Raw genomic sequence first — 23985 nt, forward strand, 5'->3', positions numbered from 1 at the left:
CGCGCCCCTATCGGCCCCCGGCGAGGACCAGGTCGAGCACTCTGTGTTCGTCGAGTTCCGTCGCCGGCGACTCGTGGACCACCGCGCCCTCTCTCAGCACCAGGACCCGGTCCGCGAGTCCGAGGACCTCGGGGACCTCGCTGGAGACCATCAGGACCGCGAGGCCGTCGTCCGCGAGGCGGCGGATGACGGCGTAGAGCTCGGCGCGGGCGCCGACGTCCACGCCGCGGGTCGGCTCGTCGAGGAGGAGGACGCGGCAGCCGCGCAGGAGCCAGCGGGCCAGGACGGCCTTCTGCTGGTTGCCACCGGAGAGGGTGCGCACCGGCGCGGACGGGTTGTCGGGGCGCAGGGACAGCTCGCGGGTCGCGGCCCGCGCGGCGTCGAGCTCCTTGCCCCGGTCCAGCCAGCCCCCGTACGAGAAGCGGGACATGGAGGAGACGGAGACGTTGTTGGTGACGGACTCCAGCATGAGGAGTGCCTGTGCCTTGCGCTCCTCGGGGGCGAGGCCGAGGCCGGCGCGGACGGCGGCGCGGACGCTGCCGGGCCGCAACACCTTTCCGTCGACGGCGACTTGTCCGGTATTGGCCTTGCGCGCGCCGTAGATCGTCTCCAGGATCTCGGAGCGTCCCGAGCCGACGAGGCCCGCGAGGCCGACGATCTCGCCGGGCCGCAGTTCGAGGTCGAGTGGCGCGAACTCCCCTTGCCGGGAAAGGCCCTTGACGGTCAGGACGGGTTCGGCGCGAGGCGGTTCCGAGGGGCGCTCGGGGAACACGTACTCGACGTTCCGGCCGGTCATGAGGGCCACCACGTCGCGGGTCGGCGTCTCCTTGGCGGGCAGCCCGCCCGCGACCGCACGGCCGTCCTTGAGGACGGTGACGCGGTCGCCGATCCGGCGGATCTCCTCCAGGCGGTGCGAGATGTAGACGACGGCGACGCCGTCCGCGGTGAGGGAGTCGACGATGCGGAAGAGGTTGTCGACCTCGTCCGGGTCGAGGGCGGCCGAGGGTTCGTCCATGACGATGAGGCGGACGTCGTGGGAGAGCGCGCGGGCCATGGAGACGATCTGCTGCTGGGCCGCCGAGAGGTCACCGACGAGCGTGCCGGGTCCGATCTCGTCGTGCCCAAGTCGCCTGAGCAGTGCGGCGGTTGTGGTGCGGGCGTCGCGTCCGCGGACCACGAATCCGGCGGTGGTCGGCTCGTGTCCGAGGTAGACGTTCTCGGCGACGGACAGCCCCTCCACCAGGTCGAGTTCCTGGTAGATGGTGGCGATGCCGAGGCGCATCGCGGCGATGGGCGACTTGAGCACCGTGCGCTCGCCGCGCCAGGTGATCGTGCCGTCGTCGGGCTGGTGGGCGCCGGCGAGGACCTTGATGAGGGTGGACTTCCCCGCGCCGTTCTGGCCGAGGAGGCAGTGCACCTCACCGGCCAGGACCTCCAGGTCCACGCCGTCGAGGGCGCGGACGCCGGGGAACGACTTGGTGATGCCGGACATGGTGAGCAGGGGTGGTTCCGGTGCCATGAGTGATCCCCTCGGCGGATGCGGGCCGGTGCCAGGGCAGGGCGGAGCTGAGCGCCGTACTGGTGTGGTGATCGCGTGCGGTGTTACGCCGGGCGGTGTTACGCCGGTGAGAACAGGTGGTCGCTGATCAGGCGGGCCGCGCCGATGACTCCGGCGGTGGGGCCGAGCTCGCCCAGGACGATGGGGAGGTTGCCGGTCGCCAGGGGCAGCGACTGGCGGTAGACCTGGGTGCGCAGGGCGGCGAGAAGCGTGTGGCCGAGGCCGGTCACGCCACCCCCGATCACCACGAGGCCCGGATTGAAGAAGCTGACGAGTGAGGCGATGACCTGCCCGGTGCGGTTGCCGCCCTCGCGGATGAGATCGAGTGAGGTGGCGTCACCGGCGGCGGCCGCGACGGCCACGTCGGCGGCGCTGAGCTTCCCGGCCGCCTCCAGCAGGGCGGCGAGTTCGTCGGAACGGCCCTCGCGGGCGGCCTCCTCGGCGTCGCGGGCGAGTGCCGCGCCGCTGAAGTAGGCCTCCAGGCAGCCCTTGTTGCCGCAGGCGCACTGGCGTCCGTCGGGCTCGACCTGGATGTGGCCGATGTCGCCGGCGCTGCCCGTCGTACCGCGGTAGACCTCTCCGCCGACGACGATGCCGCAGCCGATGCCCGTGCCGATCTTGACGCAGAGGAAGTCGCGTGCGGAGCGGGCGACGCCCGCGTGCTGCTCCCCCATCGCCATCAGGTTCACGTCGTTGTCGACCATGACCGGGCAGCCGAGTTCCTGGCTGAGGGCCTCGCGGACGGGGAAACCGTCCCAGCCCGGCATGATCGGCGGCGCGACCGGCACGCCCTCGGGGAACCGGACGGGTCCGGGGACGCCGATCCCGGCTCCGTCGAACCCCTCGGCCAGCCCTGAGGCCCTCAACTTGGCCGCCATCGCGAGCACTTGCTCGAAGACGGCGACCGGACCCTCGCGGACGTCCAGGGGCTGATTGATGTGCCCGAGGACTTCCAGTTCGGCGTTGGTGACGGCGACATCGACGGAGGTCGCGCCGATGTCGACGCCGAGGAAACGCAGTTCGGGGGCGAGCCGGATGTTGTGGGAGCGGCGCCCGCCGCGCGAGGCGGCGAGTCCGTCGGCCACGACGAGGCCCGTCTCCAGGAGCCGGTCCACCTCGACGGCCAGCTTCGACCGCGAGAGGTCGATCTGATCGCCCAGCTGGGCCCGGGAGTTGGGTCCGCCGTCGCGCAGCAGACGCAGCAGGCGTGCCTGGTGCGCGTTCGCGGGTCGAGCCGTCATGCGTCTCACGTGCCCCTCCCCGCCTCACCGGGTCGCCTGTCGTCCCGTCTTCGGGCTTTCGAGGGGAACGTAGCAGTGCTTGCCGGGAGTGGGAAGAAGTTGCGCAGCAATTACCCATGACTTTCTCCAGTGACAGGACAAAGAGCCGGGAGGGAAGATCCGCGTACCCTGTCGCTCGCACAACTGATGGACGTCACAAGGGGGTTGGAATGACGGAGAACACGCGCGGCCCGGAGGAGAGGACAGAGGTGCGACGGCCCGCCCCCGAACTGCGGGTCAGCACGCTGGAGCTCTTCTTCGACCTCGTCTTCGTCTTCACCCTGACGCAGATCACCGTGCTGCTCGCGCACGACCTGTCGTTCGCCACGGCGGGCCGGGTCGTCCTCATCTTCGTCGTGCTGTTCTGGATGTACGGCGCCTACGCCTACCTCACCAACCAGGTGCCGCCCGACCGGCCCTCACGCCGGCTGCTGCTCATCGTCGGGATGGGCGCCTTCCTGGTGTGCGCGCTCGCCATCCCGCGCGCCTTCACCGACGGCGGCGTGGTCTTCGGCCTCGGGTTCCTGCTCGTCGTCGTGGTGCACAGCGCGCTGTACACGCGCAGCCACGGCAGTGACGTGATCTGGTACGCGGTGCCGAACGCGCTGGCCGCGCTCGCCGTGACGACGGCCGGCTTCTTCCACGGGCTCGCCGCCGACACGTGGTGGGTGCTCGCGATCCTGCTGCAGATCGTGACGCCGTTCCTGGCGCAGGCCGGTCCCCGCAGCCACGGCGGGCGCACGACGGACGACCTCAGGGGTCAGCTCGGCGGCCTGGAGCCGGGGCACTTCGTGGAGCGCCACGGCCTGCTCCTGATCATCGCGTTCGGGGAGTCCGTCATCGCGATCGGCATCGGCATCGGCGACCAGCCGCTGACGGTGGGCCTGTTCGGGGGCGCGTTCCTGGCGCTGGCGGTCGCGGTCGCACTGTGGTGGACGTACTTCGTACGGGACGAGGGGGCGGCCGAGGAGACGTTCCGCGCCACGGAACCCGCGCGCCGCTTCCGCCTCGCGATGAACGCGTACTACTACGCCTTCCTGCCGATGCTGCTCGGGGTCGCGTTCCTCGCTGCGGGTGTGAAGAAGTCGCTCGGGCATCTCGGTGAACATCTGCACACCGGGCCCGCGCTCGCGCTCGCGGGCGGTGTCGCGCTGTTCCTGGCCGGCGATGTCGCGTTCCGGACCGCCATGCGGCTCTCCCCGCTCGCCTTCCGGGCAGCGGCCGTGCCGCTGGTGCTCGGTGCGGCACTGCTCGGGATACATGTGGCCGCCGTGGCGGAACTCATCGCGCTCGTCGTGATCCTGGTGGCGATGCTGGCCGCGGAGGCCCGGTGGTCACCCTGTGAGGAGCGTGCCGCGACGGTCGCGTGAGCCGCGCGGCTCCGGCCCCCGAGGGTTCGGCGCAGGGGCTTTGGCGCAGGGTCCAGCGCAAGGGCTCGGCGCAGGGGTTCGGCGCAGGGGTTCGGTGCCAACTGCCGCCCACGGCCCGCGGGCGGCACCCCGGACCCGCCCTACGCCTGGTCGCGCCGGTGGTACGTCTCGCGGGTGTGCTCGGTGTGGGCCCGCATGACCGCCGTCGCCCGCGCCTCGTCCCGCTGCGCGATCGCCGCGATCAGCTCGCGGTGCTCGATCCAGGACTGCTTGCCGCGCTGGCGGGCGACCGGCTGGTAGTACCAGCGCACGCGGCGGTCCACCTGTCCGGCGAGCTCGCCGAGCACGACGTTCCCCGCGAGTTCCATGACCTTGGCGTGGAAGGCCGCGTTCGTCGCCACGACGAGTTCGACGTCCCCGTCGGCGACGGCCTGCTCGCCTCTGGCGCAGAGCTCTTCGAGGGCGGCGATCCCCGCCTTGCCGGCGTTCGCTGCGGCAAGGCGGGCCGCCTCGGCCTCCAGGAGCGTACGGACCGTGAGGAGCTGGTCCGCCTCGTCCTCGGTCGGTTCGTGCACGAAGGCACCCTGCGCCGGACGGAGATCGACCCAGCCCTCCGTGTTCAGCCGCTGGAGCGCCTCACGCACGGGCTGCCTCGACACCCCCAGGTGACCGGCGAGTTCGCTCTCGACCAGGTGCTGGCCCGGCTGAAGTGCACGCGTCGTGATCAGTTCGAGCAGCGCCTCGTAGACCCGCTCGCGCAGCGGTCCGGGGCGCTCGAGCTTGGGCACCGCCCCCTGCGGCAGTCCTGTGGACAACATCGCGGTCCCCCTCCTGGGCAACGGAGAAGCCAGTATGAATTGGCTTTCGTCTACAGTCTACCGAGCACAATGGCCAGTAGGGGCGGGAGTTGGGCTCGTCACACCCGTGAACGCCGCGAAATCACGCCTGCTCAGGGGCAGCGGACGACCTGGCCCGCGTAGGACAGGTTCCCGCCGAATCCGAAGAGCAGCACCGGCTGGCCGGTGCGGACCTCACCGCGCTCGACGAGCTTGGAGAAGGCGAGCGGGACACTCGCGGCGGAGGTGTTGCCCGAGTCGACGACATCGCGAGCGACGACGGCGTTCACCGCGCCGATCTTCTCGGCGAGCGGCTCGATGATCCGCAGGTTCGCCTGGTGCAGGACGACGGCGGCCAGATCCGCCGGCGTGTACCCGGCCCGCTCGCACGCCGCGCGGGCCAGCGGCGGGAGCTGCTGCGTGGCCCAGCGGTAGACGCTCTGGCCCTCCTGCGCGAAGCGCGCCGGCTCGCCCTCGATGCGGACGGCGTTGCCCATCTCGGGCACGGAACCCCACAGGACCGGCCCGATCCCCGGCTCGTCGCCGGGCGGGCAGGCCTCGACCACGACGGCGCCCGCGCCGTCGCCGACGAGGACGCAGGTCGTGCGGTCCGTCCAGTCGGTGACGGCGGACATCTTGTCGGCGCCGATCACCAGGGCGCGCGTCGCGGCGCCCGCCCGCACGGCGTGGTCGGCGGTGGCGAGCGCGTGCGTGAAGCCCGCGCACACCACGTTGACGTCGAGCGCGGCGGGCGAGGGCACACCGAGGCGGTGCGCGACGCGCGCGGCCATGTTCGGTGAACGGTCGACGGCGGTGGAGGTGGCGACGACGACGAGGTCGATGTCGGCCGCCGTCAGCCCCGCCGACGCGAGCGCCTTTGCCGCGGCGTGCGCGGCCAGGTCGTCGACCGGTTCGTCGGGGCCCGCGATATGACGGGTGCGGATGCCCACGCGGCTGCGGATCCACGCGTCGTCGGTGTCCACCATGGCCGCCAGGTCGTCATTGGTGAGGAGCCTGGCGGGCTGGTAGTGGCCAATGGCGGCGATGCGCGAACCGGTCATGGGTGGGGCCCCTCGGTGTTCGGGATGCGGGTCCACCAGTCTGGTGAGCGACTCACCGGTACGAGGGCACGTAAAGCGACAGGATTGGGGCGCCCTGGTTGGAGGGTGCCCCACATCACCCTGCGGCGTCCGGGGTCTGTCCTGTTCTACCCGGTGAAGAGCTGCCTCGCCTTCTGTACGAGTTCGTACAGGCCGTACGCGAGCGGCGCCCCGACCCACAGCCAGGCGAACAGGGTGAGCGCGCGACGGCTAGGCGGACTGCCGACGCTCTGCGGCTGCGTCATCGGTGGCCTCCCTCGGGGCGGGGATGTGGTGGCGGGCGTGGACGGGACGGATCAGCTCGTTCGCGACGAAGCCCACGACGAGCAGACCGATCATGATCGTGAAGGACAGGCCGTAGAGGTCCTGGCCGTGCTTTCCGGCCTCTTCCTGGCTGTCGGCGACCCAGTTGACGATCAGCGGGCCGAGCACTCCGGCGGTGGACCAGGCCGTGAGCAGCCGGCCGTGGATCGCGCCGACCTGGTAGGTGCCGAAGAGGTCCTTGAGGTACGCGGGGACGGTGGCGAAGCCGCCGCCGTAGAAGGAGAGGATCACCAGCGCGCAGCCGATGAACAGGGGCTTGGAGGAGTCGCCGAAACGGGCGATCAGCAGGTACATGACGGCGCCCACGCCCAGGTAGAGGCGGTAGACGTTCTTGCGGCCGACCAGGTCGGAGGCGGAGGACCAGCCGATGCGGCCCGCCATGTTCGCCGCCGACAGGAGCGCGACGAAGCCGGCCGCGGCGGAGACGCTGACGGGGGTGCCGCTGTCCTTGAAGAAGTCCGTGATCATCGGGGCGGCCTTCTCCAGGATGCCGATGCCCGCCGTCACGTTCATACAGAGCACGAGCCACAGGCACCAGAACTGGGGGGTGCGCACGGCACTGCGGGCCGAGACCTGCACCCCGTCGAGCGGCGCCGGCGCCCCGGCCTTGCGCACCCCTTCCGTACGCGGCACCCGCACGAGCAGCACTCCGAGCGACATGAACACGGCGTACGCGAGTCCGTGCACGAGGAACGCGAGGGCGATGCCCTTGGAGTCGGCGCCGAAGGACTCCAGCATCTGAGCGGACCACGGGGAGGCGATCAGCGCGCCGCCGCCGAAGCCCATGATCGCGATGCCGGTGGCCATGCCGGGCCGGTCGGGGAACCACTTGATCAGGGTCGACACGGGCGAGATGTAGCCGATGCCGAGGCCGATCCCGCCGACGAAGCCGTAGCCGAAGACGATCAGCCAGAACTGTCCGGTAGCGGCGCCGAGGGCGGAGATCAGGAATCCGGAGGAGAAACAGACGAGGGCGACGGTCATCGCCCAGCGCGGGCCGTTGCGCTCGACGAGCGTGCCGCCGAAGGCCGCGGAGAGGCCGAGCATCACGATGCCGAGCTGGAAGGGGAGGGCGCTCTGGGTGCCGCTGAGGTGCATGGCGGACTCGAGCGGGGGCTTGAAGACGCTCCAGGCGTAGGCCTGGCCGATGGAGAGATGGACGGACAGAGCGGCGGGCGGAACGAGCCAGCGGCTCCAGCCGGTTGGCGCGACGGGGGGCCTCATGATCCCGAACGTTAGGGAGCCGTCCGAGAGTTGGGAAGAGCGCGCACCGGAATCCGTACACGGTATGCGATGCGCCACCTCTTGTCGGCCCATCTTCCATACTGTAGACAATATTCCATCGACAGTCCGACGGTCCTCCGCACTCTCCTCCCGTGAGAGCAGGAGCCCTCGACCGAACGGAGCTCGCCATCGTGAAAGTCGCAGTCCTCGGCGCCGGTGCGATCGGCGCCTACGTCGGAGCCGCGCTGCATCGCGCCGGCGCCGACGTGCATCTCGTCGCCCGTGGACCGCACCTCGCGGCCATGAGGCAGCACGGCGTCCAAGTACGCAGCCCCCGCGGTGACTTCACCGCCCGGGCCAACGCGACCGACGACCCCTCGGGGATCGGCCCGGTCGACTATGTCTTCCTCGGTCTCAAGGCGAACTCGTACGCGGCGTGCGGGCCGCTCATCGAGCCGCTGCTGCACAGCTCGACGGCCGTGATCGCGGCCCAGAACGGCATCCCCTGGTGGTACTTCCACCGGCACGGCGGCCCGCACGACGGGCAGCGCATCGAGAGCGTGGACCCCGGCGGCGCGGTCAGTGTGGTGCTCGCGCCCCAGCGGGCCATCGGCTGTGTCGTCTACGCGGCGACGGAGCTCGAAGGCCCCGGCGTCGTACGCCACCTCGAAGGAACCAGGTTCTCCATCGGGGAGCCCGACCGCTCGGTGTCGGACCGCTGCCTCGCGTTCAGTCAGGCGATGCAGGCCGGTGGCCTCAAGTGCCCGGTCGAACCCGAGCTGCGCGGTGACATCTGGATCAAGCTGCTCGGCAACATCTCGTTCAACCCGATCAGCGCGCTGTCCCGCGCGACCATGCGGCAGATGTGCCTGCACGGCGGCACACGCCGGGTCATCGAGATCATGATGACCGAGACGCTCGCCGTCGCCGGGGCGCTGGGCTGCCGTCCGGACATCTCCGTCGAGCGGCGGCTGGCCGGGGCCGAGCGCGTCGGCGACCACCGCACCTCGACACTCCAGGACCTGGAGCGCGGCAAACCGCTCGAACTCGACGTGCTGCTCGCGGCCGTCGTGGAACTGGCGGAGATCACCGGCGTCCCGGTCCCGACGCTCCGCACCGTCCACGCCATCTCGGATCTGCTCGCCGACCGCATGAGGAGCGCGGCATGAAGAAGCGGGACCGCACCCCGAAGACGTACACCCGCCTCACCCATCCCCTCGTCCGGGACTCCCGGGACGAGCCGCTGCGCCGCGCCACCTGGGACGAGGCGCTCGCCAGGGCGGCGGACGGCTTCCGGCGCACCAAGGAGGCGCACGGCCCGGACGCGTTCGCGATGCTCTCCTGTGCCCGCGCCACGAACGAGATGAACTACGTGGCGCAGAAGTTCACGCGCGTCGTGATGGGCACCAACAACGTCGACTCGTGCAACCGCACGTGCCACGCCCCGAGCGTCGCGGGCCTGTCCGCGGCGTTCGGCTCGGGCGGCGGCACTTCCTCGTACGAGGAGGTCGAGCACACCGACCTCATCGTGATGTGGGGCTCCAACGCCCGCTTCGCGCACCCGATCTTCTTCCAGCACGTCCTGAAGGGGATCCGGAACGGGGCACGGATGTACGCGGTCGATCCGCGCCGCACCTCGACCGCCGAGTGGGCGGAGAGCTGGCTCGGTCTGAACGTCGGCACGGACATCCCGCTCGCCCACGCCGTGGGCCGCGAGATCATCCACGCGGGCCTGCACAACAAGGCCTTCATCGAGCGGGCCACGACCGGCTTCGACGAGTACGCCGAGCTGGTCGAGCCGTGGACCCTCTCCCTCGCCGAGAAGGTCACGGGCGTGCCCGCCGCGGCCATCCGCGACCTCGCGCACGCCTACGCCACCGCCGAGCGCGCCCAGCTGTGCTGGACCCTCGGCATCACGGAGCACCACAACGGCACGGACAACGTACGGGCGTTGATCAATCTGTCGCTGCTCACCGGGCACGTCGGCCGCTACGGCTCCGGCGTCCAGCCCCTGCGCGGGCAGAACAACGTCCAGGGCGGCGGCGACATGGGCGCCATCCCCAACCGCCTGCCCGGCTTCCAGGACATCCTCGACAGCGCGCACCGCGTCAAGTTCGAGCGCGCGTGGGGCGCGGCCATCCAGCCGCGGTACGGGATGACGCTCACCGACATGTTCGAGGCGATGGAGCACGGCGACCTGCACGCCGTGTACTGCATCGGCGAGAACCCCGCCCAGTCCGAGGCCGACAGCGAGCAGGCGATACGCCGTCTCGCGGCCCTCGACCATCTGGTGGTGCAGGACATCTTCCTGACGAAGACGGCGGAGATGGCCGACGTGATCCTGCCGGCGACCGCCGCCTGGGCGGAGACCGAAGGCACGACGACCAACAGCGAGAGGCGAGTTCAGCGCGTGCGCGCCGCGCTCACCCCGCCCGGCGAGGCCCGCGAGGACATCGACATCATCTGCGAGGTCGCCGCGCGGCTCGGCCACGACTGGAAGTTCGCCGACTCCGAAGCCGTCTGGAACGAGCTGCGTGACCTGTCGCCGGACCACTTCGGCATGACGTACGACCGCCTGGAGGAGCACCAGGGCCTTCAGTGGCCGTGCCCGGACCTGGAGGTCCTGCCGTCGAGCTTCCTGCACGGGAGGCTGTGGGAGCAGGATCCGGCGCTGCGCGGCCGTGCGGCGCCCTTCGGGCTCGTCGCACACGACCCGCCGGTGGACCTGACGGACGAGTCGTTCCCGATCCGCCTGACGACGGGCCGGCGCCTCGACTCGTACAACACCGGTGTGCAGAGCGGGAGTTTCGCCTCTCCGCTGCGCCGCGGCGAGTACGTCGAGCTGTGCCCGGAGGACGCGGAGCGGTACGGCGTCGTGGTGGGCGAGGAGGTGCGGGTGTCGTCGCGGCGCGGCGTGGTGGTGGCACCCGTGTGGGTCGACCCGGCGCTGCGGCCCGGGCTCGCGTTCATGACCATGCACTTTCCCGACGAGGTGGACACCAACCAGCTCACGATCGAGGCGAACTGCCCGATCGCGGGGACGGCGGAGTTCAAGGCGTCGGCGATCCGTATCGAGAAGCTGCCCGTCGCGGCCGTGAGGAGCTGAGGCAGGACATGGATCTGCACTTCGGTGACAGCAAGCCCACCGACGAGGAGCGCGAGGCGGTGGACGCGCTGCTCGGGCCGCCCGGGTCGGCGTGGGAAGCCCCTTTCGGCGACTCGACGGTCCGTTCGGAGGCGGATCTACGCTGGGCGCGCGGCGGCCGTGCGGCGCGGGAGCGGCGGGACCTGCTGTTGCCGGGGCTGCACGCGGTCAACGACCGGGTCGGCTGGATCAGCGACGGAGCCCTCGACTATCTGTGCCGGCGGCTGACGGTGCCGCCTGCGGAGGCGTACGGGGTGGCGACGTTCTACTCGATGTTCTCCGTGAAGCCGCGCCCGGCGACCGTGCTGCACGTGTGCACGGACGTGGTGTGCGCGGCGGCCGGCTCCGCCGAGCTCTGCGCGGCGGTGGAGGGGCGGCTGGGGCTCGGCAGTGGGGTTTCGGTCGAGCGGAGTCCCTGTCTGGGGCTGTGCGAGCGGGCTCCGGCCGCGCTGGTGGTGCGGGCGGGTTCGGGGGCGGGCGCGGGTGCGGACGCGCCTCATGAACCCGGTGCCGAGAAGCCGTACGCGACAGCCGTCATAGCCCCCGCCACCCCCGAGGCCACCGTCCTCGCCGCCTCCGCTCCCGAGGCCGCCGAGCCCGAACCGCCGGCCTCGCTCGCCGTCCCGCAGGCCGGGCAGCCCGGGCTCACCCTGCTGCGCCGCATCGGCGTCGTGGACCCGGCCTCGCTCGACGACTACCGGTCCCACGGCGGATATGCCGCCCTGCGCCGGGCGTTCACGCTCGGGCCCGCGGGGGTGATCCGGGAGGTGACCGACGCGGGGCTCGTCGGGCGCGGCGGGGCGGCCTTCCCCACCGGGGTGAAGTGGAAGGCCACCGCCTCGCAGCCGGACCGTCCGCACTACCTGGTGTGCAACGCCGACGAGTCCGAGCCCGGCACCTTCAAGGACCGGGTCCTGATGGAAGGGGACCCGTACTCCCTCATCGAGGCCATGACGATCGCCGGGTACGCGGTCGGCGCCCACAAGGGATACCTGTATCTGCGCGGTGAGTACCCGCGCGCGCTGAGGCTGTTGAGCAACGCGATCGGGCAGGCGCGTGCCCGCGGGCTCCTCGGGGACGACGTGCTCGGTCAGGGCTACGCCTTCGACATCGAGATCCGGCGGGGCGCGGGCGCGTACATCTGCGGCGAGGAGACCGCGCTCTTCAACTCCATCGAGGGCTACCGCGGCGAGCCGCGCTCCAAGCCGCCCTTCCCCGTGGAGAAGGGCCTGTTCGGGAAGCCGACGGCCGAGAACAACGTCGAGACGCTCGTGAACGTGCTGCCGATCCTGACGATGGGCGCCGAGGCGTACGCGGCGATCGGCACGGAGAAGTCGACCGGGCCGAAGCTGTTCTGCGTGTCCGGGAGCGTCGAGCGGCCGGGGATCTACGAGCTGCCGTTCGGCGCGACGCTCGGCGAACTGCTCGACCTCGCGGGGAAGCCGGGGAACCTGCGGGCCGTGCTGCTCGGCGGCGCCGCGGGCGGCTTCGTGCGTGCCGACGAGATGGACATCCCGCTCACGTTCGAGGGGACGCGCGCGGCCGGCACGACGCTCGGCTCGGGCGTCGTCCTCGCCGTCGACGACACCGTTCCGCTGCCGCGCATCCTGCTGCGGATCGCCGAGTTCTTCCGCGACGAGTCGTGCGGACAGTGCGTGCCGTGCCGGGTGGGCACGGTCCGGCAGGAGGAGGCGCTGCACCGGATCGCCGAGCGGACGGGTGCGGCGGCCGCAGGTGACATCGCGCTGCTCAGGGAGGTGGGGCGGGCCATGCGGGACGCCTCGATCTGCGGTCTGGGGCAGACCGCGTGGAACGCCGTGGAATCCGCCATCGACCGCCTGGGGGCGTACGAATGACCGCCATACCGCTGGGAGTGCCGCGCCGCCTCGTCGAGTTCACGCTGGACGGGCAGGAGGCGCGGGTGCCCGAGGGGTCGACGATCCTGGACGCCTGCCGGGCCGCGGGCAAGGACATCCCGACGCTGTGCGAGGGCGACACCCTCACCCCGAAGAACGCGTGCCGGGTGTGCGTCGTCGAGGTCGAGGGCGCCCGCACCCTCGCCCCGGCGTGCTCGCGCAAGGCCGAGGCGGGGATGGAGGTCCGCACCGACACGGAGCGGGCCCGGCACAGCCGCAAGGTCGTCCTCGAACTGCTCGCCTCGTCCGTGAACCTGTCGACGACACCGCGCGCCGCCGAGTGGATCAAGGAGTACGAGGCGAAGCCCGACCGGTTCGGCCCGGACGCGGCACGCGTGGACGAGGAGCCGCGCGTCGACAACGACCTGTACGTCCGGGACTACGACAAGTGCATCCTCTGCTACAAGTGCGTCGACGCGTGCGGTGACCAGTGGCAGAACACGTTCGCGATCTCGGTCGTCGGGCGCGGCTTCGACGCCAGGATCGCGGTGGAGCACGACGCGCCGCTGACGGACTCGGCGTGCGTGTACTGCGGCAACTGCATCGAGGTGTGCCCGACGGGCGCGCTGTCCTTCAAGTCGGAGTTCGACATGCGGGCGGCGGGCACCTGGAACGAGGCGGAGCAGACGGAGACGACGACCGTGTGCGCGTACTGCGGAGTGGGCTGCAACCTCACTCTCCATGTGCAGGACAATGAGATCGTCAAGGTCACCTCGCCGCACGACAACCCGGTGACCCACGGCAACCTCTGCATCAAGGGCCGCTTCGGCTATCAGCACGTACAGAACCGGGACTGATCGACACATGGGACGAGTCACGGAACGACGCAAGGTGCTCCGCATCCGGGACGAGCAGGTCTCCAGCAGGCCGGACACGCTCGTCGCCGAGGAGCCCCTGGAGATCCGGCTCAACGGCAAGCCCCTCGCCATCACGATGCGCACCCCGGGCGACGACTTCGCGCTCGCGGCGGGGTTCCTGGTCAGCGAGGGAGTCCTCGGCGCGACGGAGGAACTCCAGAGCATCGTGTACTGCACGGGGGCCCTGGAGGACGGGTCGAACACCTACAACGTCGTCGACGTGCGCACCGCCCCCGGTGTGGTGCTGCCCGACATCACGCTCGAACGTAATGTGTACACGACATCGTCGTGCGGCCTGTGCGGGAAGGCGAGCCTGGACGCGGTCCGTACGACGACCCGGTTCGCCATCGACGACACTCCCCCGGTCCGGATCGAGCCCTCGCTCCTGGCGAGCCTCCCCGACCGGCTGCGCGAGGCCCAGCGGGTCTTCGACCGGACCGGAGGTCTGCACGCCGCCGCGCTGTTCTCGGAGGCCGGGGAACTGCTCGACATCCGCGAGGACGTGGGCCGGCACAACGCGGTGGACAAGCTCGTCGGGCGCGCCCTCCAGAACGGCGGGCTTCCGCTGTCCCGCGCGATCCTGCTCGTCTCGGGCCGCGCCTCCTTCGAGCTCGCGCAGAAGGCGGTGATGGCGGGCATCCCGGTCCTCGCGGCCGTGTCCGCGCCGTCGTCGCTCGCGGTCGACCTGGCCGCCGAGAGCGGCCTCACCCTGGTCGGCTTCCTGCGCGGGCCCAACATGAACGTGTACGCGGGAGAACACCGCATCGACCTGCGGGCCGCGGCCTCCCAGGGCTGACCGGTTTCCCCGCGGCACGGCGACGGGGCCCGGATCCGGCGGGGAGCGCCCCCTGCGCCGGCCGGGCCCCACGCGCCGACGCCCTGCCATCCCTCCTTGCTACGTGCCCGGCTCGCCGGATATCCGCTCCAGCATGTCCATGAACGCGACGCGCTCCCTGGCCGAAAGCGGCGCCAGGAGCGCGCCGTTGGCGTCCTGGGCGGCCGCAGCGCACCGCCGTAGCGTCGCGCTGCCCTTGTCCGTGACCGTGACCGCGTTCTTGCGGCGGTCCTTCGGGTCGGGTGTGCGGACGACGAGGCCCGCGTCCTGGAGGTCGTTCAGGACGCCGACCATGTCCTTGGGGTCGAGCGAGACGCTGCGTACCAGGTCGGCCTGGGCCACGGGTTGCAGGTCCGTCACCGCGCACAGGACCACGTGGTGCCACATCTTCAGGCCCTCGCGGGCTAGCGCGTCGGCGACGAGGCCCCGCCCGCGCTCCGCGGCGCGGCCCAGGCGCCAGCTGGGGAGGGTACGGATGACGCCCAGGGCGGGCGGGTTCTCGGACATGGGAGCAGTTTAGCCAAGAACCGTTGGACTTCCCAATGAATCTGAGTATCGTTGGCGCTCCCAACGATCCCCACCCCGGGAAGGCGGTGTGCCGATGCGGCGCGTCCGTTACGAACACAGCGGTGGTCCCGGCGTTCTGTTCTTGGAAGAGGCGCCCGTCCCCGAGCCGGGACCCGGTGAACTCCTCGTCCACACCGAGGCGATCGGCGTCACGCTGCCCGTCGTCCGCAAGGTGCGGGAACCGCGCGAGCCCATCCCGCTCGGCGGCGAGGTCGCCGGCGCAGTGGCGGCCGTGGGTGCCGGCGTGACGGAGTACGCCGTCGGCGACCGCGTCACGGGCCTCGTCTTCGGGCACGGCTACGCCGACCACGCGCTCCTGCACGTCGCCATGGCGTCACCGGTGCCGGACGGCGCGAGTGCCACCGACGCGGTGGCCCTGGTCCGCAGCGGGCTCGTGGCGTACGGCGCGCTGCAGGCCGCACGCCCCGAGCCGGGCGAGGCGGCGCTCGTCACGGCGGCGGCGAGCGGGGTCGGCCATCTGGCCCTGCAACTCGCGGCATCGAGCGGCGCCACTCGGGTCATAGCCGCGGTGTCGGACCCCGGCAAGGCGGAGTTCGTCCGCGGACTCGGTGCCGACGGCGTCGTGACGTACGACGACGAGACCTGGGGCGAGCCCGTCGACTACGTCCTGGACGCGGTGGGCGGCGAGCTGCTGACGCCGGGCCTGAAGGCGCTCGCGCCGCACGGGCGGCTCGTGGCGTACAGCTCGGGCGGCGGCACCGTCGAGGCGTACGACCTCCTCGTCGGGGCCAAGTCCGTGATCGGTTTCCAGATGGCGCTCATCGCGCGCGGGAAGCCCGAGACGTACGAGCGGTGGCGCGCAGAGCTGTGGCGACTGTTCTTCGAGGGGGCTCTGCGGCCCGTGGTGCACGCGGAGTTCGCCCTGGAGGACGCGACGCGGGCCCACGAGGCAATCGAGGGGCGCGCCAATCTGGGCAAGGTCGTCCTGATCCCCTGATGCACGGTGCTTGTGGCGTGCCGAGCGTCCCAAGTAGCGTCTGTGGCCCGGACATTGGACGTGGGATGTCTGAATGTCCAGACGCATGAGCCGTGACATCAGCCTTGACACGAGCCGTTGAAGGGTGGCAGCACCATGCCGTCAAGTCTCCGTGTACGTCTGAGATCCCTGGGCACGTCCGTCGTCGCGCTGCTCGCAGTCGCCGCGGGAGCCGCACTGCCCGCGCAGGCCGCCGAGCCGGCGCGCGCGGCACAAGCGACCCAGGCCACCGCGGCCCGAGCGGCCCAAGCAGCCTCGACGGAGCCGCCGTTCGAGCAGCAGGTCCTCTTCAGGGCTTCCCAGGATCCCGGGTATGCCTGCTACCGAATTCCGGCCGTCGTGAAGACCAAGCAGGGGACGCTGCTCGCCTTCGCCGAGGGGCGTACGAACGACTGTTCCGACGCGGGCGACATAGACATCGTCGTCAAGCGGTCCGAGGACGGCGGCCGCACCTGGAGCCCGCTCCAGGTCGTCAACGAGGGCGCCGGTGACACACACGGCAACCCCGCCCCCGTGGTCGACCTCAGGACGGGCCGCATCGTGCTCGCGGAGACGTACAACACCGGCCGCACGGACGGAAAGAACTGCGACATTCCCTGCGACCGCACCCCGCACCTCCAGTACAGCGACGACGACGGCCGCACCTGGTCGGCGCCGCGCGACCTGAGCGACGAGATCATGCCGAAGGACTGGAACTCCTGGTACGCGACGGGGCCGGTGCACGGCCTCCAGCTCACCCAGGGGCGCCACCGCGGGCGGCTCGTCTTCACCGTCAACGCCGAGACCTGGAACGGCAGTCGCGTCACCGCGAACCACGCCGCGCTCATGGTCAGCGACGACGGCGGCAGGCACTGGCGGGTCGGCGCGAAGGACTCGTGGCCGATCGCGGACGACGGCACCTTCCGGCAGAAGCCGTCCGAGATGACCCTCGCCGAACTGCCCGGCGGCACTCTGTACGTGTCGGGGCGCGAGCAGGACGGCACCGACCTCGGTCACCGCACGCACACCTGGAGCCGGGACGGCGGCGACTCGTTCACGCGGCGCTTCACAACGCTCCCCGACCTCTACACCCCCCAGGTGCAGGGCTCGGTCCTGCGCACCGGCAACCGGCTGCTGCTGGCCTGCCCCGGCGACCCCGACCGGCGCCGGACCATGACCATCCGCTCCTCGTACGACGGCGGGCGGACCTGGGACAGCTTCGACCGCTCGACCGTGGTGACGACCGACTGGTCCGGCTACTCGGACCTCGTGCAGGCGACCCACGACCATGTGGGCCTCATGTATGAGGGCGGCGCGGTCGACGCGCGCGACGAGATCCGTTTCGCGCGCTTCACCGAGGACTGGCTGACGCCGCGTCGCGGTGCGGACCCGACGACGGAGGACCGGGCCCGCCACGCGCGGGACGCGGCCGTGCTAGGCGGCGCCTCCCCGACGGCAGGCCGCTTCGGCGGGGCGCTCTCCTTCGACGGGACGGACGACGCGGTACGGCTCCCGTACAGCGACCGACTGCCGCTCGGCACCAAGGACTTCACCGCGTCGCTGTGGTTCCGCTACTCCGCCACGACCGGTGAGCAGCCGCTGCTGTGGATGGGCGGCATCGGCACCACGCAGCCGCAGGTGTGGCTGCGCGCCGAGCCTGCGAGCAACCGCATCACGGGCCTGATCACCACGCGGGACGGCGCCGCGGCCCCGCGGTCCGCGTCGGTGCGCACCACAGGCGCCTACAACGACGGCCAGTGGCACCACGCCGTACTGCGACGCGATGGGGGTACCTCCCTGCTCGAGCGAAGCCGAGAGCTTGGGGGAGGACAGCTGACGCTCTCCGTCGACGGGACGTCGGTCAGCACGCCCGACGTGCCGGGCTCCGTCAGCCGCAACTCGCCGTTCGGCGTGCACGTGGGCGAACGGATGGACAGCCGGGCGCACTTCACCGGCGCGATCGACGAAGTCCGGCTCCAGGACCGGGCGTTGAGCGACGAGGAGCTCAACACCCCGGTGGCCACTGTGACCCCGGACACCGTCCTGTGGCTGCCCATGGACCGGGTGCGCGGGGGCCACTAACGTCCCAGCGTGCCCGCGGACACGGAGGCGGTGCGCCGCAGGAGCCTGGGAGCGGGTCTCGGCCTGCTGGTCGCCCTGGTGTGCGCCGCCGCCCTGCTGACCGCCCTCCCGGACGACGACCGGGAGGGCGATCGCCCGTGCGCGGCGCGCGGCATCGCCTCGTGGTCCGCCGACCCCGGCCTCACGGGCGCGTTCGCCCGCTACGGCGACGACGCCTCGCGGGGCGACGACTGGACGGGAGGCGACGGCACGCACTCGGTGAGGCTCCCGGACGGGCGGGTCCTGTGGCTGTTCTCCGACACCTATCTGGGACAGGTGCACGCGCCGCCCAACCCGGCGGGCCAGCCCCATGCCTGGCGCGACATGTCGGCGCCGTTCGTGCGCAACTCGGCCGTGGTGATGGGCCGTTCGGGCACCCTGGAGCGCACGCTCCCCGCGCCCCTGTTCCCCGACCCGGCGCCGCAGCAGTGGCGCTGGCCGGTCGCGGCCCGCGTCGAGCCCCGCTCCCCCGGCTCCGCCGAGCGGGTCGTCCGCGTCCTGCTGTGGACCCGTACGACGGGGACGGGCCCCTGGATCTACGGCATGCCCGCCGCCACCGAGGTCGCCACGCTGTCCCTGCCCGGCCTGCGCGTCGAGAGCGTCGCGACGGTCCTCGACCAGCGGGGCGTGCCGGACCCGGCGCGGCGCGTCCTGTTCGGCACGACGGCCGTCGACCGGGGCGGACGGACGTACGTGTTCGGCGGTGACGACGGGCAGGGGGCCACGCACCGCGCCTATGTCGCGCGCGTGCCGCGCGGCCGGCTCGCCGAGCCGGGGGCGTGGCGCTACTGGGACGGCTCGCGCTGGACGCGCGCTGCCCGGCCGCGGGCGGTTCTCGGCGACGGTGAACGGCGCGGGGTCGGCAGCGCGTTCACCGTCGTGCACGACGGCGGTACGTACGTCCTGTTCACGATGGCCGCCGGGACCGCGGGCCTGACCCGCGTCACCTCTTACTGGGCGTGCGCGCCGACCGGGCCCTGGCACGGTCCCGGGAAGGGCTTCGAGGCGCCGCTGCCGCCGGACGGGGCGCTCCGGCAGGACACGGCCGCGTACAACCCGCAGGCGCACCCCGCGCTCGGCGGCGGTGACGGGCGCCTGCTGCTCAGCTACGACGTCAACTGGCTGGACGCGGCGCCCGCCACCGCGCAGGCACAGGTCAGCCGGAACGTGTCGCTGTACCGGCCGCGGTTCGTGGCGCTGCGGCTCGCTCGCCCGCGCTGACCTGATCCAGGGGGTCGCGCGCCCGGCGCTTGGCGATCACCGCGCACACCATGAGCTGCATCTGGTGGAACAGCATCAGCGGCAGCACGGCGAGGGACGCGTGCGCCCCGAACAGGACGCTCGCCATGGGCAGTCCGGCCGCCAGGGACTTCTTCGACCCGGCGAACTGGATCGCGATGCTGTCCTCGCGCCCGAAGCCGAGCGCCTTGCCGCCGTACCAGGTGACCGCCAGCATCACGGCGAGCAGCACCGCCTCGACGGCGAGGAGCCCGCCCAGGCGCACCGCGCTGACCTGGTGCCAGATGCCCTGGACCATGCCCTCGCTGAACGCGGTGTAGACGACGAGGAGGATCGAGCCGCGGTCGACGTAGCTCAGGACCTTCTTGTGTCGCGTGATGAAGGAGCCGACCCAGCGGCGCAGGAACTGCCCGGCGAGGAACGGTACGAGCAGCTGGAGCACGATCTTGACGAGGGAGTCCGCGGAGAACCCGCCGCCGCTGTTGCCGAGCAGCCCCGCCGCGAGCAGCGGCGTGATGACGATGCCGGCCAGCGAGGAGAAGGAGCCCGCGCAGATCGCCGCGGGCACGTTGCCGCGGGCCATGGAGGTGAAGGCGATCGACGACTGGATCGTCGAGGGCACGAGGGTGAGGAAGAGCAGGCCGTCGTAGAGGGACGGTGTGAGGACCACGGGGACGAGGCCGCGGGCCGCGAGGCCGAGGAGCGGGAAGACGACGAACGTGGCGGCGAGGACGGTCACATGGAGCCGCCAGTGCCTGAGCCCGTCGAGTGCCTCGCGGGTCGACAGGCGCGCCCCGTAGAGGAAGAAGAGGAACGCGACGGCGGTGGTCGAGGCGCCGGACGCGACGTCGGCCGCACCACCGCGCGCGGGCAGGAGCGCCGCGAGGCCCACCGTCCCTATGAGCGCCAGGATGTAGGGGTCGACCGGCATCCAGGACGGCCAAGTCAGGCGTTTCACGGGTTCCATGTTCCTTGCTGTCGGTTCAGGTCGTGCCCTCTCCATCGTCCTCCTGATCACCGCGATCGGGAATCCTGCATACCGCACTGACTGTCATCATGTTTCGCGATGGCCGCGGGTAGGGTCGGGGGCATGTACGACCCCTCGCAGCTGCGTACGTTCCTCGCGGTGGCCCAGACGCTGAGCTTCACGCAGGCCGCACGTCGCCTCGGCCTGCGCCAGTCCACCGTCAGCCAGCACGTGCGGCGCCTGGAGGACGCGACCGGGCGGACCCTGTTCACCCGGGACACGCACACGGTGGAGCTCACGGAGGACGGCGAGGCGATGCTCGGCTTCGCGCGCCGGATCCTGGAGGTGCACGAGCAGGCGTCGGCGTTCTTCACGGGCACGCGGCTCCGCGGGCGGCTGCGCTTCGGGGCGTCGGAGGACTTCGTCCTGACCCGGCTCACCGAGATCCTGGAGGCGTTCCGGCACGACCACCCCGAGGTGGACCTGGAGCTGACGGTCGAGCTGTCCGGGACGCTCCACGAGCAGCTCGACGCGGGCAAGCTCGACCTGGTCCTCGCCAAACGGCGGCCGGAGGACCCGCGCGGCGAGTCCGTGTGGCACGACCGGTTGGTGTGGATCGGCGCGGAGCGCCTGCGCCTGGACCCGGACCGCCCGGTGCCGCTCATCGTGTACCCGCCGCCCGGCATCTCGCGCGCCCTGGCCCTGGAAGCCCTTGAGCGGCACGGGCGCGCCTGGCGCGTGGCCTGCACCAGCGGCAGCCTCAACGGCCTGATCGCGGCGGCCAGGGCGGGCCTCGGCGTGATGGCGCACTCGCGCGGCCTGATCCCGCCCGGCCTGGTCCGCGTACCGGAGCGGGCGGGGCTGCCGGAGCTGGGCGAGGTGGACTTCGTGCTGCTGCACGGCCCGCGGCACGGCCGCGCGCAGGGCGAGGCGGCGCAGGCGCTGGCCCAGGCGATCCTCGACGGGGGTGACCGGCTGCACCGCAACCGCTAGCGGGGGCGCTAGCGGATGGGTGGCTGGTACGTGAGCTGCTTGACCCGTCGCATGAACGGCGACGTCTCCACGTGCTGGACGCCCTCGAGCCGGCCGAGCTTGCCGCTGATGTACGCGTACAGGTCCGCGGTGTCCCGGGTCACGGTGGTGACGACCAGGTTCGAGGGGCCGGCGGTCGCGGCGGCGTAGGCGATCTCCCGGTGCCCGGCGAGTGCACGGCCCACGGTGTCGAGAGAGGCGGGGGCCGCGGTGATCCAGAGGACGGCGGCGTTGGTGTAGCCGAGGCGTGCGCTGTCGTACTCGATGTCGATGTAGAGGGACCCCGAGGCGATGAGCTGGTCGAGGCGCCGCTTCACGGCCGACTCCGAACGGCCCGTGGCGCGCTGGAGTTCGGGGTACCCGGCGCGGCCGTCGCGTTTGAGTACGGCGGTCAGGGGCGCGTCGTCGGGGGTGATGGGGACGGGGTCCCCGGTGGGCTGCGGAGGCGGACCGAGCGCCGCGACCTGGTCCGCGGTGAGCGGCCCGTGCTTGACGAGCCAGCCGGCCGGCCCGCCGAAGAAGCGGTGCAGCATCTGCAGGGCGCGGATCTCGACGATGTGCGGGGTGCGCGGCAGCTTGCCGAGCAGCAGGTCGTCGTGGTCGCCCTGGGTGCGCGGGACGATCATGCAGACGACTTCCGTGCCGCCCGAGGTGAGGCCGATCCAGGTCGTGTCGGGCCGGCGGGCCAGGGCGGTGGCGATGGCCTCGGCACCTTCGGGGGCGCAGCGCAGGCGCAGCATCCAGTGGTCGCGGCCGAGCCGCAGGCTGTCCTGGAGTCCGACGACCCGCAGGCCGCCCTCGGCGACGAGCTTGCGATAGCGGCGGGCGACGGTCTGGTCGGAGACGCCGAGGACGGCCGCGATCCGGCTGAAGGAGGCGCGGCCGTCGACCTCGAGGGCCTGGAGCAGTTTCAGGTCCAGCTCGTCGAAGGGAGGGGATTCCATCGGCTTGCGCGCTCCTGATGTCGGATTTCTTCGATCCTCGGCCGCTGATCACCGGGATCCGCCGTGCGCGGCTCATCGTACGAGCCTGACATCGGTAAGGCATCGGGCGAGGAGCTGTTGAGGATGCGTACATGGGGGCCGCTGACCGCGGTCTGTCTGGGAACGTTCATGCTGCTGCTGGACGTGACGATCGTCGTCGTGGCGCTGCCCGACATGGCGCGCAGCCTGCACGCGTCGCTGAGCGATCTGCAGTGGGTGATGGACGGCTACGCGCTGGCGCTCGCCGCGCTGCTGCTCGGCATGGGGGCCGCCGCCGACATACTCGGCCGGCGCCGGGTGCATGTGGCGGGCGTGGCGCTGTTCGCGGTGGCGTCGCTGGGCTGCGGTCTCGCGAGCGGGCCGGGGATGCTCGTGGCGGCGCGGATGGTGCAGGGGGTGGGCGCCGCGGCGATGTTCGCGACGACGCTTCCGCTGCTCGGCTCCGTCTACCAGGGCAAGCGGCGCTCGGCGGCGCTCGGGGTGTGGGGCGCGGTGAGCGGCGGCGCGGCCGCGATCGGCCCCGTGCTCGGCGGCGTGATGACGGAGGGGCCCGGCTGGCGGTGGATCTTCTGGATCAATCTGCCGGTGAGCGTGGTGTCGGTGTGGCTGACGCTGCGGGTGGTGCCCGAGTCGCGGGGGCCGCGCGGGCGGCGGGTCGACTGGGCGGGCACGGCGGCGTTCGCGTGCTTCGCGGGGGCGGCGACGTACGGGGTCGTACGGGCCGGATCGCAGGGGTGGGCGTCGGCCGGGACCACGGCCGCGTTCCTGGTGGCGGCGCTCGCGCTGGTCGCGTTCGTCGTGGTCGAGCGGCGCAGCGCGCATCCGCTGCTCGACCTGGCCCTGCTGCGCAAGCCGGCGTTCGTCGGGGTGATGGCGGGGGCGCTCGCGTTCAACGGCGCCGCGTTCGGCGTCGTCCCCTACACCTCGATCTGGCTGCAGACCCTGCTCGGCATGAGCCCCGTCCACGGCGGCCTGGTCTTCCTGACCATGTCGGGCGCCTCGGTCGTGGTGGCGGTCGTCGGCGGGCGGCTGCTGCACGGGGTGCCGGCCCGGTTCACCATCGGCGGCGGCCTCCTCCTGATCGCGGCCGGGCTGTTCTGCCAGGCGGTCCTCGACCCGGGCTCGACGTGGACGGCACTCGTGCCCGGCCTCGTACTGGTCGGCGTCGGGACCGGGTTCGTCTCGCCGGGGATCGCGGGCGCCGCGCTCGCAGCGGTGGAGCCGGAGCGCGCGGGCATGGCGGGCGGCGCGGTGAACACGTTCCGGCAGCTCGGCTACGCGCTGGCGGTGGCGGTCCTCGGCACCGTTCTGACGTCGACGATGCAGCACTCCCTGTCGCACGGCGCCGCGCACACGCTCGCGGGCGGCGGGGCGCGGGCCCTGGACGGGGTGGTCCCGGAACACGCGCTGCGGGTGGCCTTCGCGTCGGGGCTGAACACGGCGTCCGTGGTCGCGGGCTGTGCGGCGCTCGTCGCCGGGGTGCTGGTCCTTGCGCTGGTGAGGGCGCCGCGGGCGTCCCATCGTCCGCCGGGGGCGACCGCCGTCGCGGCCGGCGGGGACGGTCGTGAACCGTCCGTGGAGAAATCGGAAGCGACCAGTCCGCCCAAAAAGCCCGCAGCGGACCCCCGGTAATCGCCCCGTACAGATTCCGTGGA

20 protein-coding genes are annotated in these 23985 nt (G+C 72.0%); 11 read left to right on the forward strand and 9 right to left on the reverse strand.

Annotation, left to right across the window (positions count from 1 at the left end; translation table 11 throughout):
• Window positions 1–7: 7 nt before the first annotated feature.
• On the reverse strand, window positions 8–1519 hold the full coding sequence (locus tag OG574_RS12995; RefSeq protein WP_326773346.1) for a sugar ABC transporter ATP-binding protein: 1512 nt from the start codon (window positions 1517–1519) through the stop codon (window positions 8–10).
• Window positions 1520–1617: 98 nt separating this feature from the next.
• A complete protein-coding gene (locus OG574_RS13000; RefSeq protein WP_100591584.1) occupies window positions 1618–2799 on the reverse strand; it encodes an ROK family transcriptional regulator in 1182 nt (393 codons plus the stop codon).
• 209 nt (window positions 2800–3008) lie between these two features.
• Between OG574_RS13000 and OG574_RS13005 the strand changes: the two genes are divergently transcribed.
• Window positions 3009–4208 carry a low temperature requirement protein A gene (locus OG574_RS13005; protein WP_326773347.1) on the forward strand — a complete coding sequence of 400 codons (1200 nt, stop codon included), beginning with the start codon at window positions 3009–3011 and terminating at the stop codon, window positions 4206–4208.
• 140 nt (window positions 4209–4348) lie between these two features.
• Here the strand turns inward: OG574_RS13005 and OG574_RS13010 are convergent, their stop codons facing one another.
• From OG574_RS13010 to OG574_RS13025, 4 genes are all read right to left on the reverse strand, one after another.
• Window positions 4349–5026 carry a GntR family transcriptional regulator gene (locus OG574_RS13010; protein WP_326773348.1) on the reverse strand — a complete coding sequence of 226 codons (678 nt, stop codon included), beginning with the start codon at window positions 5024–5026 and terminating at the stop codon, window positions 4349–4351.
• A 131-nt stretch (window positions 5027–5157) separates the two neighbouring features.
• Window positions 5158–6105, reverse strand: coding sequence for a beta-ketoacyl-ACP synthase III (locus OG574_RS13015; RefSeq protein WP_326773349.1), 948 nt, complete (start codon window positions 6103–6105; stop codon window positions 5158–5160).
• Between the two features lie 146 nt (window positions 6106–6251).
• Window positions 6252–6389, reverse strand: coding sequence for an MFS transporter small subunit (locus OG574_RS13020; protein ID WP_326773350.1), 138 nt, complete (start codon window positions 6387–6389; stop codon window positions 6252–6254).
• Window positions 6355–7692, reverse strand: a complete 1338-nt coding sequence (locus OG574_RS13025) for an OFA family MFS transporter (RefSeq protein ID WP_326773351.1) — start codon at window positions 7690–7692, stop codon at window positions 6355–6357. Before OG574_RS13025 ends, OG574_RS13020 begins: the two co-directional genes overlap by 35 nt.
• A gap of 191 nt (window positions 7693–7883) precedes the next feature.
• On the opposite strand from OG574_RS13025, the gene OG574_RS13030 reads away from it, so the two are divergent.
• The 5 genes from OG574_RS13030 to fdhD are packed head-to-tail and all read left to right on the forward strand — an operon-like array spanning window position 7884 to window position 14406.
• The gene (locus tag OG574_RS13030; RefSeq protein ID WP_326773352.1) at window positions 7884–8861 is read left to right on the forward strand and encodes a 2-dehydropantoate 2-reductase; all 978 of its coding nucleotides are present in this window, start codon (window positions 7884–7886) and stop codon (window positions 8859–8861) included.
• Window positions 8858–10798, forward strand: a complete 1941-nt coding sequence (locus OG574_RS13035; RefSeq protein WP_326773353.1) for a molybdopterin oxidoreductase family protein — start codon at window positions 8858–8860, stop codon at window positions 10796–10798. Before OG574_RS13030 ends, OG574_RS13035 begins: the two co-directional genes overlap by 4 nt.
• Before the next feature lie 8 nt (window positions 10799–10806).
• Complete coding sequence (locus tag OG574_RS13040; RefSeq protein ID WP_326773354.1) at window positions 10807–12693, forward strand: NAD(P)H-dependent oxidoreductase subunit E; 1887 nt, start codon at window positions 10807–10809, stop codon at window positions 12691–12693.
• A complete protein-coding gene (locus tag OG574_RS13045) occupies window positions 12690–13550 on the forward strand; it encodes a 2Fe-2S iron-sulfur cluster-binding protein (RefSeq protein WP_326773355.1) in 861 nt (286 codons plus the stop codon). Before OG574_RS13040 ends, OG574_RS13045 begins: the two co-directional genes overlap by 4 nt.
• Before the next feature lie 7 nt (window positions 13551–13557).
• The gene (gene fdhD, locus OG574_RS13050) at window positions 13558–14406 is read left to right on the forward strand and encodes a formate dehydrogenase accessory sulfurtransferase FdhD (protein ID WP_326773356.1); all 849 of its coding nucleotides are present in this window, start codon (window positions 13558–13560) and stop codon (window positions 14404–14406) included.
• A 99-nt stretch (window positions 14407–14505) separates the two neighbouring features.
• Here the strand turns inward: fdhD and OG574_RS13055 are convergent, their stop codons facing one another.
• Window positions 14506–14952, reverse strand: a complete 447-nt coding sequence (locus OG574_RS13055) for a MarR family winged helix-turn-helix transcriptional regulator (protein ID WP_326773357.1) — start codon at window positions 14950–14952, stop codon at window positions 14506–14508.
• Window positions 14953–15046: 94 nt separating this feature from the next.
• Between OG574_RS13055 and OG574_RS13060 the strand changes: the two genes are divergently transcribed.
• The 3 genes from OG574_RS13060 to OG574_RS13070 all read left to right on the forward strand — a co-directional run bounded on the left by OG574_RS13060 (window position 15047) and on the right by OG574_RS13070 (window position 19330).
• Window positions 15047–15970: a quinone oxidoreductase family protein gene (locus tag OG574_RS13060; RefSeq protein ID WP_326773358.1), complete on the forward strand. Its 924-nt coding sequence runs from the start codon at window positions 15047–15049 to the stop codon at window positions 15968–15970.
• A gap of 135 nt (window positions 15971–16105) precedes the next feature.
• The gene (locus OG574_RS13065) at window positions 16106–18070 is read left to right on the forward strand and encodes an exo-alpha-sialidase (protein WP_326773359.1); all 1965 of its coding nucleotides are present in this window, start codon (window positions 16106–16108) and stop codon (window positions 18068–18070) included.
• A gap of 9 nt (window positions 18071–18079) precedes the next feature.
• A complete protein-coding gene (locus OG574_RS13070; protein WP_326773360.1) occupies window positions 18080–19330 on the forward strand; it encodes a hypothetical protein in 1251 nt (416 codons plus the stop codon).
• Here the strand turns inward: OG574_RS13070 and OG574_RS13075 are convergent.
• Window positions 19266–20279 (reverse strand): bile acid:sodium symporter family protein, encoded by a 1014-nt coding sequence (locus OG574_RS13075; RefSeq protein WP_326778454.1) that lies wholly within the window; start codon window positions 20277–20279, stop codon window positions 19266–19268. The genes OG574_RS13070 and OG574_RS13075 overlap by 65 nt on opposite strands.
• Window positions 20280–20438: 159 nt before the next feature.
• Here OG574_RS13075 and OG574_RS13080 point away from each other — a divergent pair, with 159 nt between their 5' ends.
• Window positions 20439–21308, forward strand: coding sequence for a LysR substrate-binding domain-containing protein (locus tag OG574_RS13080; RefSeq protein ID WP_116507873.1), 870 nt, complete (start codon window positions 20439–20441; stop codon window positions 21306–21308).
• 8 nt (window positions 21309–21316) lie between these two features.
• Here the strand turns inward: OG574_RS13080 and OG574_RS13085 are convergent, their stop codons facing one another.
• Window positions 21317–22291 (reverse strand): Lrp/AsnC family transcriptional regulator, encoded by a 975-nt coding sequence (locus tag OG574_RS13085; protein ID WP_326773361.1) that lies wholly within the window; start codon window positions 22289–22291, stop codon window positions 21317–21319.
• A 123-nt stretch (window positions 22292–22414) separates the two neighbouring features.
• Here OG574_RS13085 and OG574_RS13090 point away from each other — a divergent pair, with 123 nt between their 5' ends.
• Entirely contained in the window at window positions 22415–23962 is a 1548-nt protein-coding gene (locus OG574_RS13090; protein ID WP_326773362.1) for an MFS transporter, read from the forward strand.
• The last annotated feature ends 23 nt before the right edge of the window (window positions 23963–23985 follow it).

Origin of the sequence: Streptomyces sp. NBC_01445 (genome assembly GCF_035918235.1) — a bacterium.
Taxonomy (GTDB): Bacteria; Actinomycetota; Actinomycetes; order Streptomycetales; family Streptomycetaceae; genus Streptomyces.